The sequence below is a fragment of the Salinivibrio sp. HTSP genome (genome assembly GCF_003390965.1).
In the GTDB taxonomy this organism is placed as follows: Bacteria; Pseudomonadota; Gammaproteobacteria; order Enterobacterales; family Vibrionaceae; genus Salinivibrio; species Salinivibrio kushneri.
On sequence record NZ_PXUD01000010.1, the window covers coordinates 65,898 to 79,040 of the forward strand.

At 52.7% G+C, this 13,143-nt stretch carries 11 protein-coding genes; 9 read left to right on the forward strand and 2 right to left on the reverse strand.

Annotated features, from left to right (window positions below; genetic code table 11):
* The first annotated feature begins 232 nt into the window (after positions 1 to 232).
* The 3 genes from rapA to C7A19_RS01980 all read left to right on the forward strand — a co-directional run bounded on the left by rapA (position 233) and on the right by C7A19_RS01980 (position 4,964).
* Complete coding sequence (gene rapA, locus C7A19_RS01970; protein WP_116644020.1) at positions 233 to 3,142, forward strand: RNA polymerase-associated protein RapA; 2,910 nt, start codon at positions 233 to 235, stop codon at positions 3,140 to 3,142.
* A 38-nt stretch (positions 3,143 to 3,180) separates the two neighbouring features.
* Positions 3,181 to 3,924 (forward strand): bifunctional tRNA pseudouridine(32) synthase/23S rRNA pseudouridine(746) synthase RluA, encoded by a 744-nt coding sequence (gene rluA, locus C7A19_RS01975; protein ID WP_116644021.1) that lies wholly within the window; start codon positions 3,181 to 3,183, stop codon positions 3,922 to 3,924.
* Between the two features lie 68 nt (positions 3,925 to 3,992).
* On the forward strand, positions 3,993 to 4,964 hold the full coding sequence (locus tag C7A19_RS01980) for a D-2-hydroxyacid dehydrogenase (RefSeq protein WP_116644022.1): 972 nt from the start codon (positions 3,993 to 3,995) through the stop codon (positions 4,962 to 4,964).
* A gap of 12 nt (positions 4,965 to 4,976) precedes the next feature.
* On the opposite strand, the gene djlA is transcribed toward C7A19_RS01980, so the two are convergent.
* A complete protein-coding gene (gene djlA / locus C7A19_RS01985; protein WP_069361686.1) occupies positions 4,977 to 5,798 on the reverse strand; it encodes a co-chaperone DjlA in 822 nt (273 codons plus the stop codon).
* Between the two features lie 154 nt (positions 5,799 to 5,952).
* On the opposite strand from djlA, the gene lptD reads away from it, so the two are divergent.
* Genes lptD through apaH form a run of 6 tightly spaced genes read left to right on the forward strand, consistent with a single transcriptional unit; the run spans position 5,953 to position 12,647 of the window.
* The gene (gene lptD / locus C7A19_RS01990) at positions 5,953 to 8,277 is read left to right on the forward strand and encodes an LPS assembly protein LptD (RefSeq protein ID WP_069361685.1); all 2,325 of its coding nucleotides are present in this window, start codon (positions 5,953 to 5,955) and stop codon (positions 8,275 to 8,277) included.
* A gap of 53 nt (positions 8,278 to 8,330) precedes the next feature.
* Positions 8,331 to 9,626 (forward strand): peptidylprolyl isomerase SurA, encoded by a 1,296-nt coding sequence (surA, locus tag C7A19_RS01995; RefSeq protein WP_077599738.1) that lies wholly within the window; start codon positions 8,331 to 8,333, stop codon positions 9,624 to 9,626.
* Entirely contained in the window at positions 9,616 to 10,608 is a 993-nt protein-coding gene (gene pdxA / locus C7A19_RS02000) for a 4-hydroxythreonine-4-phosphate dehydrogenase PdxA (protein WP_116644023.1), read from the forward strand. Before surA ends, pdxA begins: the two co-directional genes overlap by 11 nt.
* A complete protein-coding gene (gene rsmA / locus C7A19_RS02005; protein WP_069361682.1) occupies positions 10,598 to 11,404 on the forward strand; it encodes a 16S rRNA (adenine(1518)-N(6)/adenine(1519)-N(6))-dimethyltransferase RsmA in 807 nt (268 codons plus the stop codon). The genes pdxA and rsmA overlap by 11 nt, the downstream gene beginning before the upstream one ends.
* A 14-nt stretch (positions 11,405 to 11,418) precedes the next feature.
* Positions 11,419 to 11,802 carry a Co2+/Mg2+ efflux protein ApaG gene (gene apaG / locus C7A19_RS02010; protein WP_069361681.1) on the forward strand — a complete coding sequence of 128 codons (384 nt, stop codon included), beginning with the start codon at positions 11,419 to 11,421 and terminating at the stop codon, positions 11,800 to 11,802.
* A 17-nt stretch (positions 11,803 to 11,819) separates the two neighbouring features.
* Complete coding sequence (gene apaH, locus C7A19_RS02015) at positions 11,820 to 12,647, forward strand: bis(5'-nucleosyl)-tetraphosphatase (symmetrical) ApaH (protein WP_116644024.1); 828 nt, start codon at positions 11,820 to 11,822, stop codon at positions 12,645 to 12,647.
* Here the strand turns inward: apaH and folA are convergent.
* Entirely contained in the window at positions 12,644 to 13,126 is a 483-nt protein-coding gene (folA, locus tag C7A19_RS02020; RefSeq protein WP_069361679.1) for a type 3 dihydrofolate reductase, read from the reverse strand. The genes apaH and folA overlap by 4 nt on opposite strands.
* Positions 13,127 to 13,143: the final 17 nt, after the last annotated feature.

A 13,143-nucleotide genomic window follows, 5' to 3' on the forward strand; every position in this document is an offset into this window, starting at 1 on the left:
TTTTACTGCGCCAGCTCACGCTTTTATCTTTGCCGTCACTTGATGACGTTTGTATGTCAATCTACCTCTTTGCCACTATTGATTGAGTTTCATCGTGACCCTCCTCACAAGTTCGAGTACTATTGGCGGCCAATTTTTTCAGTGCCACACTGAATAGCAGAGTATTTAAACGGTGCCGTCGTCAACGGCGCCGCGTCTTTCGACAATCGAGTTAATTCAGAGGTTTTCCCTTATGTCATTTGCGCTTGGACAACGTTGGATCAGTGATACGGAGCATGATCTTGGACTCGGCACCGTGGTGTCCGTTGATGGCCGTACCGTGACCCTAATGTTTCCTGCTAGTGATGAAACACGGCTGTACGCCAGCCATGATGCGCCCGTGACCCGGGTGATGTTCAACCCCGGCGATGAGGTAGAAAGTCACGAGGGCTGGACCATGACCGTCTCGCGCATTGAAGAAAACGATGGGGTGTTGACCTATTACGGCCAGCGTACCGACACAGGGGAAGATGAGGTCGCACTGCGTGAGATCTTACTCAGCCACCAAATTCGCTTCAACAAGCCGCAAGACAAACTGTTTGCTGGCCAGCTCGATCGTATGGACCGTTTTGCCCTGCGTTATCGCGCGCTGACCAATCAGCACCAGCAACTGCGCAGCCCATTACGCGGTTTAACCGGCATGCGTGCTGGCCTGATCCCCCATCAGCTTTACATTGCCCATGAAGTCGGTCGTCGTCATGCACCGCGCGTACTGCTCGCCGATGAAGTGGGGTTGGGGAAAACCATTGAGGCAGGGATGATCATCCACCAGCAAGTGCTAGCGGGTCGCGCGGAACGTGTACTGATTGTGGTGCCCGAAACCTTACAGCATCAATGGCTGGTGGAGATGATGCGCCGCTTTAATCTGCATTTCTCGATTTTCGATGAAGAGCGCTGTGTGGAGGCTTTCGCCGACGCCCCCAACCCCTTTGATACCCAACAATTGGTGTTGTGCTCACTGGAGTTTCTGCGCAAAAACCGCCGCCGGGTGGAACAAGTGTGTGATACCCATTGGGATTTATTGGTGGTCGACGAAGCCCATCACCTCACGTGGGCACCTGATGCGCCGAGCCGCGAATATCAAATTATTGAAAGCATCGCTGAGCACACCCCTGGCGTATTGCTGCTCACCGCGACACCAGAGCAATTGGGCCAGCAAAGCCATTTTGCCCGCTTGCGCCTGCTCGACCCCGATCGCTTCTATGATTACGACGCCTTTGTTGAAGAAGCCCAACAATACGCGCCCGTGGCTGAGGCGGTGGAAGCGCTGCTGGACGATACGCCACTGACCGACGCGGCACAAGCTGGGATACGTCAGCTATTGCAACACGAAGATCTGTCAGCACGTTTGGCCCAAGTGCACAGTGACGACGCAGAAGAAAACGCCCAGGCGCGCCAACAGCTGATTGATGATCTGATGGATCGCCACGGCACTGGACGCGTCTTGTTCCGTAACACCCGAGCGGCCATTAGCGGCTTCCCCAGCCGCCGCCTGCATATGCATCCACTCGCGCTACCCAGTCAATACCAAACCGCCATGCGGGTCGCCGGCATGATGGGCAGCACAGGTTCGAGTGAACAAAAGGCGGTACAAAACCTATACCCAGAAGATATCTATCAACAGTTTGAAGGGGATAGCGCGAGCTGGTGGTGCTTTGATCCACGTATTGATTGGCTGTTGGATTACCTAAAAGCCCACCGCAGCGAGAAGGTGCTGATTATTTGCTCGCGGGCGCAAACCGCACTGACCCTAGAGCAAGCGCTGCGTGAGCGCGAAGGTATTCGCGGGACTGTATTCCATGAAGGGATGTCGATTGTTGAGCGTGACAAAGCCGCGGCTTACTTTGCCCAAGAAGAGGGGGGCGCGCAGGTCTTGATCTGCTCGGAAATTGGATCGGAGGGGCGCAACTTCCAATTCGCCCATCAGCTAGTGATGTTCGACTTACCGATGAACCCCGATTTACTTGAGCAGCGTATCGGCCGTCTTGACCGTATTGGCCAGACGCAAGATATTGCCATTCATGTGCCGTATCTTGAAGGTACCGCTCAGACCATTTTGGCGCGCTGGTATCACGAAGGCTTAGACGCGTTTGAAGATACCTGCCCCACCGGCCGCGCGGTGTTTGAGCAATATGGCGAGACCTTGTTAACGCTGCTCGCGGCCAATCAACAGGATGACGCGCTGTCGGCGCTGATCAGTGACAGTGCAGTAATGAATCAGCGCTTAAAAGCAGAAATGGAAGAAGGCCGAGATAAGCTCCTCGAAATGCACTCCCACGGTGGGGAAGCCGCTAACCAACTGGCAAACACCATTGCCGAGCAGGATGGCGACACTAACTTGGTCACTTTCACCTTGGGGCTGTTTGATACCATCGGTGTTAACCAAGATGACAAAGGCGAGAATGCCTTGGTGGTCAAACCGTCTGAACACATGATGGTACCCAGCTATCCAGGACTGCCTGCCGATGGCTGCACCATTACCTTTGACCGCGATACCGCATTGAGTCGCGAAGATGTTCAGTTTGTATCTTGGGAGCACCCGATTGTTCGAGGCGGCATTGATTTGCTGCTGAGCGAAAACATCGGCACTACCGCGGTATCACTGCTCAAAAACAAGTCACTGCCGGTAGGCACGCTGTTTGTCGAGCTTATCTACACCATTGACGCCCAGGCGCCGAAATCGAGCGGTATCCACCGCTTTTTACCGCAAACGCCCGTGCGATTGCTGCTTGATGCCAACGGCAATGATCTGTCCACCAATGTCGAGTTCGAAAGCTTCCATCGCCAGCTCAGTCCGGTAAATCGCCACCTCGGCAGTAAAATGGTTAACTCGGTACAAAGCCAGATCCACAACCTGATTGAGAAAAGCGAACCACTGGCAGAGAAAGCCCTCGGCGAGATCCAAACCCGGGCGCACCAAGAAATGGAAACCGAGCTCCAACAAGCCTTAGCGCGTTTAGAAGCACTCAAAACGGTCAATCCGAATATTCGTGATGATGAGCTAGACGCATTACGCGAGCAGATAAGCACCTTGTCGCACCATATTCAGCACGCTCAAATTGAGCTTGATGCGCTGCGCCTTGTTGTGGTTAGCCACCAATAAACCAAAGTGAGACGGGGCCTGATGGCCCCGATAACCCTATGGCAATGACTGAATACCATCCACCGACGGATCCTTGGTTAGATATCCTCTATCAAGACACGGATCTGGTGGTGATCAATAAACCCAGTGGCTTGCTGGCCAATCCTGGTCGCAATCCAGAGCATTACGACAGCGCATGGTCGCGGGTGAAAGCCGAATTTCCCTCCGCCGAGCTGGTTCACCGCTTAGACATGTCCACCTCAGGCGTGATGGCCTTTGCTGCCCATAAGGAAGCAGAGCGCAATCTTAAAGCGCAGTTTCGCGACCGCATCCCCACCAAGTTGTATTATGCGGAAGTATGGGGACAACCAGAAAGCCATGAAGGCATTATCGACCTGCCGTTGATTTGTGACTGGCCCAACCGCCCGCGCCAAAAAGTGTGTTTTGAGCATGGTAAGCCCTCGCAAACGCACTATCGCTGCTTACACACCTTCTCCCAGACCAGTTTGATGGCTCTGTACCCACTGACTGGGCGCTCTCACCAGCTTCGTGTCCACATGCAGTCTTTGGGGCATAGCATTGTCGGCGATGAGTTTTATGCTTGCCCAGACGCGCTCGCCTATACCCATCGACTGCATCTTCATGCTGCCGAGCTTAGCCTTCTGCATCCAGCGACCGGAGAAGCCATGCATTTCCAAGCTCCTTGTGATTTTTATCCCCAGATGCCCAATAACCGCTTGGCGAGTGACTATCAATTGGCCGCACCGCATACAGCCACAACGGCGGACGCACAAACCAGCTAGCTGAAACCATTGCACAAACTCGCGATATCTCGCACCCTAGAGCCATGGATTGAGACACGGAGATCAACATGGCTCAGCACCACCCCGTCAATATCGTCTTTCTCGACCGCAATACTATCCCAGCGCATATTGTCCTGCCTGCGCCCCAGCATCCGCATCGCTGGCAAGCCTACGGTGAAACGCAACCCAGCGATGTGATCGCGCGCTTACAACACGCTGATATCGCCATAACCAACAAAGTGGTGATCGATGAGACGGTGCTTGCCGCCTGTCCGAATCTCAAACTGATTGCGGTGGCTGCCACTGGGGTAAACAATGTCGACTTAGCCGCCTGCCAAGCCCGTGGGGTACAGGTGTGCAACGTACAAGGTTACGCCACTCAGTCGGTACCTGAGCATGTCGTCGCCATGATTTTTGCCCTTAAGCGACAACTGCTCGGATACCATCGGGACGTACAAAACGGTGAATGGCAAAAGCAAGGACAGTTTTGCTTTTTCACTCATCCTATTGGCAGTGTGGCCGGCAGTACATTGGGGATCATTGGCAAAGGCGCATTAGGCGAGGCCGTCGCACAACTGGCGCGCGCCGTCGGCATGAAGGTGGTTTTTGCTGAGCACCGAGGGGCGCAGGCATGCCGGCCTGGCTATCTGCCTTTCGAACACGTGTTACGCCAAGCCGATGTGCTCTCCTTACATTGCCCACTCACCGATAACACCCGTCATCTTATCGACCAAGACACGCTGGCGTTGATGCCAGCGCATGCCATATTGATCAATACCGGACGTGGTGGCTTAGTCAACGAGAAAGCTCTGCTACAAGCACTGGAAAGCGGACAAATTGGCGGTGCTGGATTGGATGTGCTGAGTAAAGAGCCGGCCCCTGATACTCACCCGCTGATCGCCGCATCATTGCCTAACCTGCTGGTCACCCCCCATATCGCATGGGGCGCAGATGAAGCGGTTAACCATCTCGCCAACCAACTGATGGATAACATTGATGGTTTTTTAAGCGGCTCGCCGCAACACACTCTGATTGACTAGCGCACAAGCCCGCTACATATCGCGGGCTTTTTTCACCACATCGTAGGCTTGTTGGATCTCTTGCGCTTTTTCTTTGGCCAGTTCCATCATTTCTGGTGGCAAGCCTTTTGCCATCAATTTGTCGGGATGGTGCTCATTCATCAGCTTGCGATACGCTTTTTTCACTTCTTGAGAGGATGCATTGGCATCAACCCCTAGCACATCATAGGCATCATCAATCTCACTTTGCCGTGGTGGTGCGCCCGGGCCATCGGTTTGATGCTGCCAGCCGCCTTGATAACCTTGGCTGAAGCGAAACGCGGCTTCTTGCATCCGTAACCGTTGCTCCAGTTGCTGCGGCGAAAAGCCCAGTTTCTCAGCAATCACATAGAGTAGTTCCCGCTCTTTAGGGTGCAACTCGCCATCGGCAAACGCCGCTTGTATCTGCATTTCCAAAAAGACACGCGACAAATCACGCTGCCCCTGACTTAAGGTGCGAATACTACTGAGAGTCTCATCAAGCGGAAAGTCACTGTCTTTGCCCTCACGGAACGCCTGCTGGGCCAACTGCCTGGCTTCACCTTGCAGCTGCATTCGGTCCATAAATAAGCTGGCGAGACGTATTTCGTCCTGAGTGACTTGCCCTTTAGCTTTGGCGATATGCCCCATCACCGCAAAGGTACCGTGGAAAAAAACACGTTGCGCTTGCGGGCCTTGGGCACCAAAACCGCCGAAACGCGCGCGCTGTTTCGCTTTATCAAACTGATGACCTAAGAAAAGGCCGAGAAGAAAACCGATTGGGCCTCCCAACAATGTGCCGAGAATTGCACCAATTACCTTGCCATTTAGTCGCATGCCATGGTCTCATTGCTAGTTTCACACCCTGAACATTTACAGGTGATGCCGGGCGTAAATTGATTTATGATAATCGCATTTTGCAGCCAAAGCATACTGATGCGTTGCCTTCGTGTACACCACGCAATCAGATAAAACAGGAATGTCTTCTTCAATGTCACCGACTGCACGCAGCTTTTTAGCCACCATGATTAGCCTGGCCCTTTATGGCCCAGCCCTTGTTTTTGCGAATGCGGAAACATCCAGCGAACCTTGCCCCGATAGCGAGGCGCGCTGTATTCCAGCGAGTGAGCAAACCCAAGATGTGAACAATGCACCCATTCGCGTGGTGGCCGATCGCGCTGAAGCGCAAACCAATGAAAAAGCCATCTACAACGGCAATGTCGAGGTGACCCAAGGCCATCGTAAAATGACCGCGGATACCGCGACCTTGCGCGATCCAGAACGGATCGTCACCGCACAAGGAGATGTGGTGTTCAATGACGGCCAAATGATGGTGACGTCTGACTATTTACAAGCCAATTTAGAAAACGAAGACACCACGCTCAATAATGCGCAGTACAAGATGCTATGTACGCCAGGGCGAGGGGAAGCTAAGCGGGTATTTAAAAACGGTACCACCTTCTACGAACTGGAAGATGGCACCTATACCACTTGCCCGGACGAAGACAAAAGCTGGCGTTTTTCTGCTTCTAAGATAGAAAAAGAAGATAGCAGCCTGTTTGCTGACCTTTATCATCCACGGTTTGAGGTGATGAATGTGCCGGTTTTTTATCTGCCATACCTGCGGGTGCCGGTCGAAGACGGTCGACTGACGGGCTTTTTATACCCCTCGGTCTCTTGGAGTGATCGCGACGGTATCGAGATGGAAACGCCATTTTATTGGAATATCCATCCGCAACTTGACGCCACGATCACGCCCAAATATATGTCGGAACGCGGCGTACAACTCAATACCAATGTTCGTTACCTTACCCCACTCGGATCAGGCTCGTTGTACTCAGAATATATGCCTGATGACCAGCGTAACCCAGACCTTGACGCACGCTGGGGCTTTAACTGGACACACAGCGGCGTACAGGGCCACTGGCGCTATCAAGCCGATTACAGCAAGGTCAGTGACATTACCTACTTCCAAAACATTGACTCGGACGTGGGTAAACGAGAAGACAATACCTTGCTGCAAACCGGTGAAATCAGCTACCGCGGCTTAGATTGGAACAGCACTGTGCGTGTGCGGGACTTTCAACCGCTCACAGAAAACACCAGTGTGTATCGTTTGATGCCGCAAGTGGATTTTAACTACTACGCGCCGCAAGTGATGCCATGGTTGGACATCAGCGTCCCCGCACAATTTAGTGTATTTGCTAATGACGACCCCAATAAACCTGAAGCGACGCGCACGCACCTGGCGCCGACCTTGACCATGCCCTTCACGCGTCCTTGGTTTAATGCCACGGCCGAAGCGAGCATGCTCTACACCCATTACGATCAACGCTTTGACAACGCCATGCCAGATGCCGAGTCCACAGCGACCTTGAGTAAATCGGTGGAGCGTAAAATCCCAACCGTAAGATTGCATTCCGGCGTGGTACTAGAGCGTAACTTTTGGGCGATGGGGGGGCACTTTAGCCAAACCATTGAGCCTCAAGTGCAATATTTGTACATCAAAGACGTGGAACAAGGGGATATTTATAACCCGGTCAACTTCAGTGGCGGCGGTTACGATACCGCACGCTTACAAACCGACTACTATGGGTTATTCCGCGGCAATCAATTTAGCAGCATTGATTATATTAACCCGGCTAATCAGCTAACCTACGGGGCGACCACCCGTTTTTACGACGGTGGTTATAAAGAGCGACTCAACCTGTCGTTCGGGCAAATTTATTACTTTGATCAGCCCTCCAACCAAGATGCAGAAACCTTCGATTATTCGTCTTGGGCCCTCGAAGGGGAAGCCAATATTGATGACTACCTGTTTTTACGGGCATCCATGCAATATGACAGCAACCTCAGTGAAATGCAGTTTGGTAACGCGATTGCCGAGTATCGCCACCAACAATTCTACGCACAAACCAGTTATCGCTATGTGGCACAAGAATATATTGAGTCTACCTTGCCGAACCGAGATATCAGCGCACTCACCGATGATGGCCTGTCCCAAGCCGGGGTGGTCACGGGCTTCCCGCTATGGGGAGGCCTCAGTTTTAAAGGCCAATACTGGCGCGATCTCACTCAAGACGTGATGCTAGAAAACCAGTTTAGCCTGACCTATCGCTCTGATTGTTGGGTGGTCGGCTTGAGCTATAACGAGTACTTACTCTCACGCTCTGATATTAATACAGACCCAGAATACGACAATAACGTCACCCTCTCATTTAGCCTCCTAGGGCTAGGGGCTGATAGCGGCTTTAACTTCAGCACAGACTCAGGCAACGCCTTGGGTTATCGCAATCCTTTTGCGCTGAAGAACTAACCCGCTTTATTGTGGTCTGGACTGTTGAACCTATGAAAAGAAGTGGACAAAGCATGAACAAATGGAGTCACGCCCTCATCACTGGCGTTTTAGTGTTGCTGACCCCCTTAACGCAAGCGGCACCTCAAGAGCTGGATCGCGTGATCGCAGTGGTCAATGACGGCGTGGTATTACAAAGTGATATGGCGGCGATGCGTCGCACCGTTACCCTTAATGCCGCCAACAGCGATCGCGAATTACCGCCACAAGATGTGCTTGAAGAGCAAATGCGTGAGCGGCTGGTTATCGAGGAGCTACAACTGCAAGAGGCCAAACGTTTAGGGATCCAGATAGACGATAGCCAGTTGCAACAAGCAATCGAAAACATTGCTAAGGAGCAGTCTGTCAGTGTGCAAGCCCTGCGAGAAAAAATGGCCGAGCAAGGTGTCGCATGGGCACAATACCGTGAACAAGTGCGTCGTGAACTTACCATTTCCGAAGCACGTAACGCGCAAGTACGCCGCCGAATCAGTATTTTACCGCAAGAAGTCGAAACGCTTGCCAGCCAGTTAAATGAGCAAAAGATGCAAAAGGTAAAATACAAACTTTCGCATATTCAGCTCAAATTAGACGACGATGCCAGCAAAGCTGAGCGTGAAAGCGTCAAAAAACAAGCTCACCGTCTCGTTGATACCCTGCGCCATGACGGTCATATCGCCGAGCTGGCGATGGAATACTCCAAAGGCCCTAAAGCGCTAGACGGCGGTGATTGGGGCTGGTTGCGCCGAGAGGAAATGCCGACTATTTTCGCCGACCAGATCACCAACCAAGGTAAAGGGGCGATCATCGGGCCGTTTAGAAGCGGGGTTGGCTTCCATATTCTCAAAATTGACGATGTACAAGGACTAGAAACTGTCGCCGTCACCGAAGTGAAAGCGCGTCATATCCTGATCAAACCATCGATCGTGCTGAGTGATAAAGGCGCGCAGAAAGAGCTCAACCAATTAACAGATCAAATCCGACGTGGTGAGCAAAGTTTTGCTGATCTCGCCAAGCAGTACAGCGACGATCCAGGCTCGGCAGTCAATGGTGGCGACCTAGGTTGGTCCACCACCGATGCCTATGTACCCGCCTTTAAGGCGAAAGTTGATGCCCTGCCAGAAGGCCAAGTCAGCGAACCGTTTAAAACCGTACATGGCTGGCATATCGTCGAAGTCACTGATCGTCGTGAAGTGGATAAAACCGATGCGGCTGTGAAAAATCGCGCTTACCGCATGCTATTCAATAGAAAGTTCAACGAAGAAGCGCAGGCCTGGCTGCAAGAGCTACGCGCAGGGGCTTACGTCGAGGTGATCACCGATGACAGCTGAGCGTATCGCGATTACGCCCGGAGAGCCTGCGGGCATCGGGCCTGATCTTGTCTTGGCCATGGCGCTTCATGCTTGGCCTCATCAGCTTGTCGCGGTCGCGAACAAGCAAATGCTGGCTGAGCGCGCCAAGCAATTAGGACTGGCTATCAGCTTGCGAGACTATGATCCCAGCACTGAGCCGCAAGCACACCAGGCGGGCGAGCTTATCGTCGCAGAGACGCCGATTGGTGCGGCGGTGACCCCTGGTCAATTAGATGAAGCCAACGGCCGCTATGTGCTCGATACCCTGACTCGCGCCGCGGAAGGAAACATGAGCGGTGAGTTTGCCGCGATTGTCACCGGCCCAGTTCACAAAGGGATTATCAACCGTGCAGGGGTGTCTTTTAGCGGCCATACGGAGTTTTTTGCCCAGCACGCCAATGTCAATCAAGTGGTGATGATGCTCGCCACTGAAGGGTTACGTGTCGCCTTGGTCACCACCCACATTCCCTTGGCCTATGTCTCCAAGGCCATCACCCGTGAGCGCTTGCACGATGTTATCGGCATTTTGCATCAAGACTTACGCGAGAAGTTTGCGATTGCAAACCCTCGTATTTATGTCTGCGGCCTGAATCCTCATGCCGGAGAGGGAGGCTGTTTAGGCACAGAGGAAATCGACACCATTGAACCGGCCCTCGATGATTTACGCCAACAAGGGATGGATTTAGTCGGTCCCCTACCCGCGGATACGCTTTTCCAAGAAAAGTACCTGCAAGATGCCGATGCTGTACTGGCGATGTATCACGACCAGGGCTTACCTGTGTTAAAATTCAAAGGATTTGGGCGCTCAGTGAATATTACCTTGGGCCTGCCCTTTGTCAGAACATCAGTAGATCATGGTACCGCACTGGATTTAGCGGGTACCGGTACGGCGGATACAGGAAGCCTGCGGACGGCCATCTCCCACGCCATTGAATTAGTAGATAGCAAGCATGAGCGATAAAGTCCATCAAGGCCACCGTGCCAGAAAACGTTTCGGGCAAAACTTCCTCAATGATCCTTACATCATTGACGGCATTGTATCAGCCATTAACCCCCAATCCGGCGAGAACTTAGTCGAGATTGGCCCAGGCCTGGGCGCGCTCACCGAGCCAGTCACAGAGCAGGTCGACCACCTAAACGTGGTAGAGCTTGACCGGGATCTTGCCGCGCGCTTGCGCAGTCATCCTTTCATGGGCCGTAAACTCACGGTGCATGAAGCCGATGCGATGGCCTTTGATTTTGCCGAGCTTGCCAAGCAAGGCCCGCTACGGATTTTTGGTAACCTGCCATACAATGTCTCTACGCCGTTAATGTTCCATTTGTTCTCTTTTGCCGACCAAGTGCAAGATATGCACTTTATGTTGCAAAAAGAAGTGGTGAATCGTCTCGCCGCAGGTCCTGGCACCAAAGCCTATGGGCGTCTTACCGTCATGGCACAATACTACTGCCAAGTGATCCCGGTATTGGAGGTGCCACCGAGTGCCTTTAAGCCGGCACCGAAAGTGGACTCCGCGGTTGTGCGCTTAGTGCCACACAAAACCTTGCCACATCCAGTCACCAATTTGTCATGGTTAGAGCGCGTGTGTCGTGAAGGTTTTAATCAACGCCGTAAAACCATACGTAACTGTTTTAAGTCATTGGTTAGTGTCGATACATTGACCGAGCTTGGTATCGACCCTAGCTTACGTCCTGAGCACATGACCTTGGCGCAGTTCTCCAGCTTGGCCAACTGGTTAGATGCCAATCACTCATCATAAACAGGAGCCTTGATTTGCAAGCCACCGAACAATCGCAATTCGAGATTCACGTCGCGACACAATATGTGGAAGACCAATCTGAGCCTGACAATGAGCGCTTTGTCTTCTCATACACGGTCACCATTGAAAACCGCGGCGATGCCCCTGCGCAACTTATGCGCAGAAAATGGCTCATTACCGATGCCAATGGTAAAGAGCTAGAAATAGAAGGAGAAGGCGTTGTCGGCGAGCAACCCAAGATTGCCGCGGGAGAAAAATACACCTACACCAGTGGCACCATCATCGAGACGCCTGTGGGTGTAATGCAAGGTTTTTATACCATGCAAGATCAAGACGATCAGTCGTTTAAGGTCGATATTGCACCGTTTCGTCTCGCGCTGCCAAACATTCTCCACTAATCCCAACAGGGAGGCATATGGCGACCTATCTTGTCGGGGATATCCATGGTTGTGAGCGCACATTACGTGCGCTTCTCACTCAGGTCGATTTTTCCCCAGATAAAGACATCTTGTACTCGGTTGGGGATTTGGTCGCACGCGGCCCCGACTCCCTCAACGTGTTACGTTTCTTTTATCAGCTCGGGGACGCGGCGCGCGTCGTCTTGGGTAACCACGACTTGCACTTGCTGGCCGTTGCCCATGGCATAAAACCCGTTAAAGGCAAAGACAATACTCAGCCTATTCTTGATGCGCCAGATCGGGATCAACTCCTCGGCTGGTTGTCTCAGCAGCCGCTCCTGATGGATGTCGCCGCGCCAGACGGAGGCTTTTTGCTGGCCCATGCAGGCATCAGCCCGCAGTGGGACAAAAAGACCGCTGTCACCTGTGCCAATGAGGTAGAAGCGATACTGCGCAGTAACGAGCAGCGCTGGTTGCTGGAAAACATGTATGCCGACAGCCCCGATCAGTGGGATCCATCACTGAGCGGCCTTGACCGTTATCGCTATATCATCAATAGCTTTACCCGCATGCGTTTTTGTTTCCCAGATGGTCGCCTGGACATGCAATGCAAGCTGCCACCTAGCCAAGCGGCTGACAGCGGTTTATTGCCTTGGTTTGAGGTGCCAGCGCGCCAGCCGCTTGATCAGTCGGTGGTGTTTGGCCATTGGGCGGCGTTAAATGGCACCATCCAGCCCAAGCTTTATGGGCTAGATACTGGGTGCGTATGGGGCGGCAAGCTCACGCTCCTTCGTTGGGAAGATAAAGCCTGCTTTACGTTAGCGGCAGAAAATAGCGCTACTTAGGCACGATCCCAGACAGTAAAAGTGATGGGGTGGGCGTTTTTATCATCCACTGGATGTGAGCCGACCTCTGTTTTCTTCCACCCTTCTCCCCACTGCGGGAAGCGGGTATCGCCGTCGACGTCAAGATCAATAAAGGTAAGATACAAGCGGTCAGCACGGGGCAAAAATGCCTGATAAATGGTACCGCCACCAATCACCATGACCTCCTCATACTCGGCCACGGTTTTAAGCGCTTGTTCTGGCGAGCGCACGACAGTGACACCCTCTGGCTGATAGTCCGGGTCGCGACTGATCACAATGTTCGGTCGTTTGGGCAGCGGACGACCAATTGACTCAAAGGTTTTGCGCCCCATCACCACAGGATGACCAAGAGTAGTACGTTTAAACCACGCTAAGTCTGCCGGCAAATGCCACGGCATTTGGTTATTCTTGCCAATCACTCGATCGTTTGCCATCGCAGCCACTAAACTGACGCGCATTACAGGTACCCTTTTCT

Bases quoted from the DNA above. Each gene is read 5' to 3' on its own strand.
- rapA (WP_116644020.1), top strand. From the start codon at position 233: ATGTCATTTGCGCTTGGACAACGTTGGATCAGTGATACGGAGCATGAT.
- rluA (WP_116644021.1), top strand. From the start codon at position 3,181: ATGGCAATGACTGAATACCATCCACCGACGGATCCTTGGTTAGATATC.
- C7A19_RS01980 (WP_116644022.1), top strand. From the start codon at position 3,993: ATGGCTCAGCACCACCCCGTCAATATCGTCTTTCTCGACCGCAATACT.
- djlA (WP_069361686.1), bottom strand. From the start codon at position 5,798: ATGCGACTAAATGGCAAGGTAATTGGTGCAATTCTCGGCACATTGTTG.
- lptD (WP_069361685.1), top strand. From the start codon at position 5,953: ATGTCACCGACTGCACGCAGCTTTTTAGCCACCATGATTAGCCTGGCC.
- surA (WP_077599738.1), top strand. From the start codon at position 8,331: ATGAACAAATGGAGTCACGCCCTCATCACTGGCGTTTTAGTGTTGCTG.
- pdxA (WP_116644023.1), top strand. From the start codon at position 9,616: ATGACAGCTGAGCGTATCGCGATTACGCCCGGAGAGCCTGCGGGCATC.
- rsmA (WP_069361682.1), top strand. From the start codon at position 10,598: ATGAGCGATAAAGTCCATCAAGGCCACCGTGCCAGAAAACGTTTCGGG.
- apaH (WP_116644024.1), top strand. From the start codon at position 11,820: ATGGCGACCTATCTTGTCGGGGATATCCATGGTTGTGAGCGCACATTA.
- folA (WP_069361679.1), bottom strand. From the start codon at position 13,126: ATGCGCGTCAGTTTAGTGGCTGCGATGGCAAACGATCGAGTGATTGGC.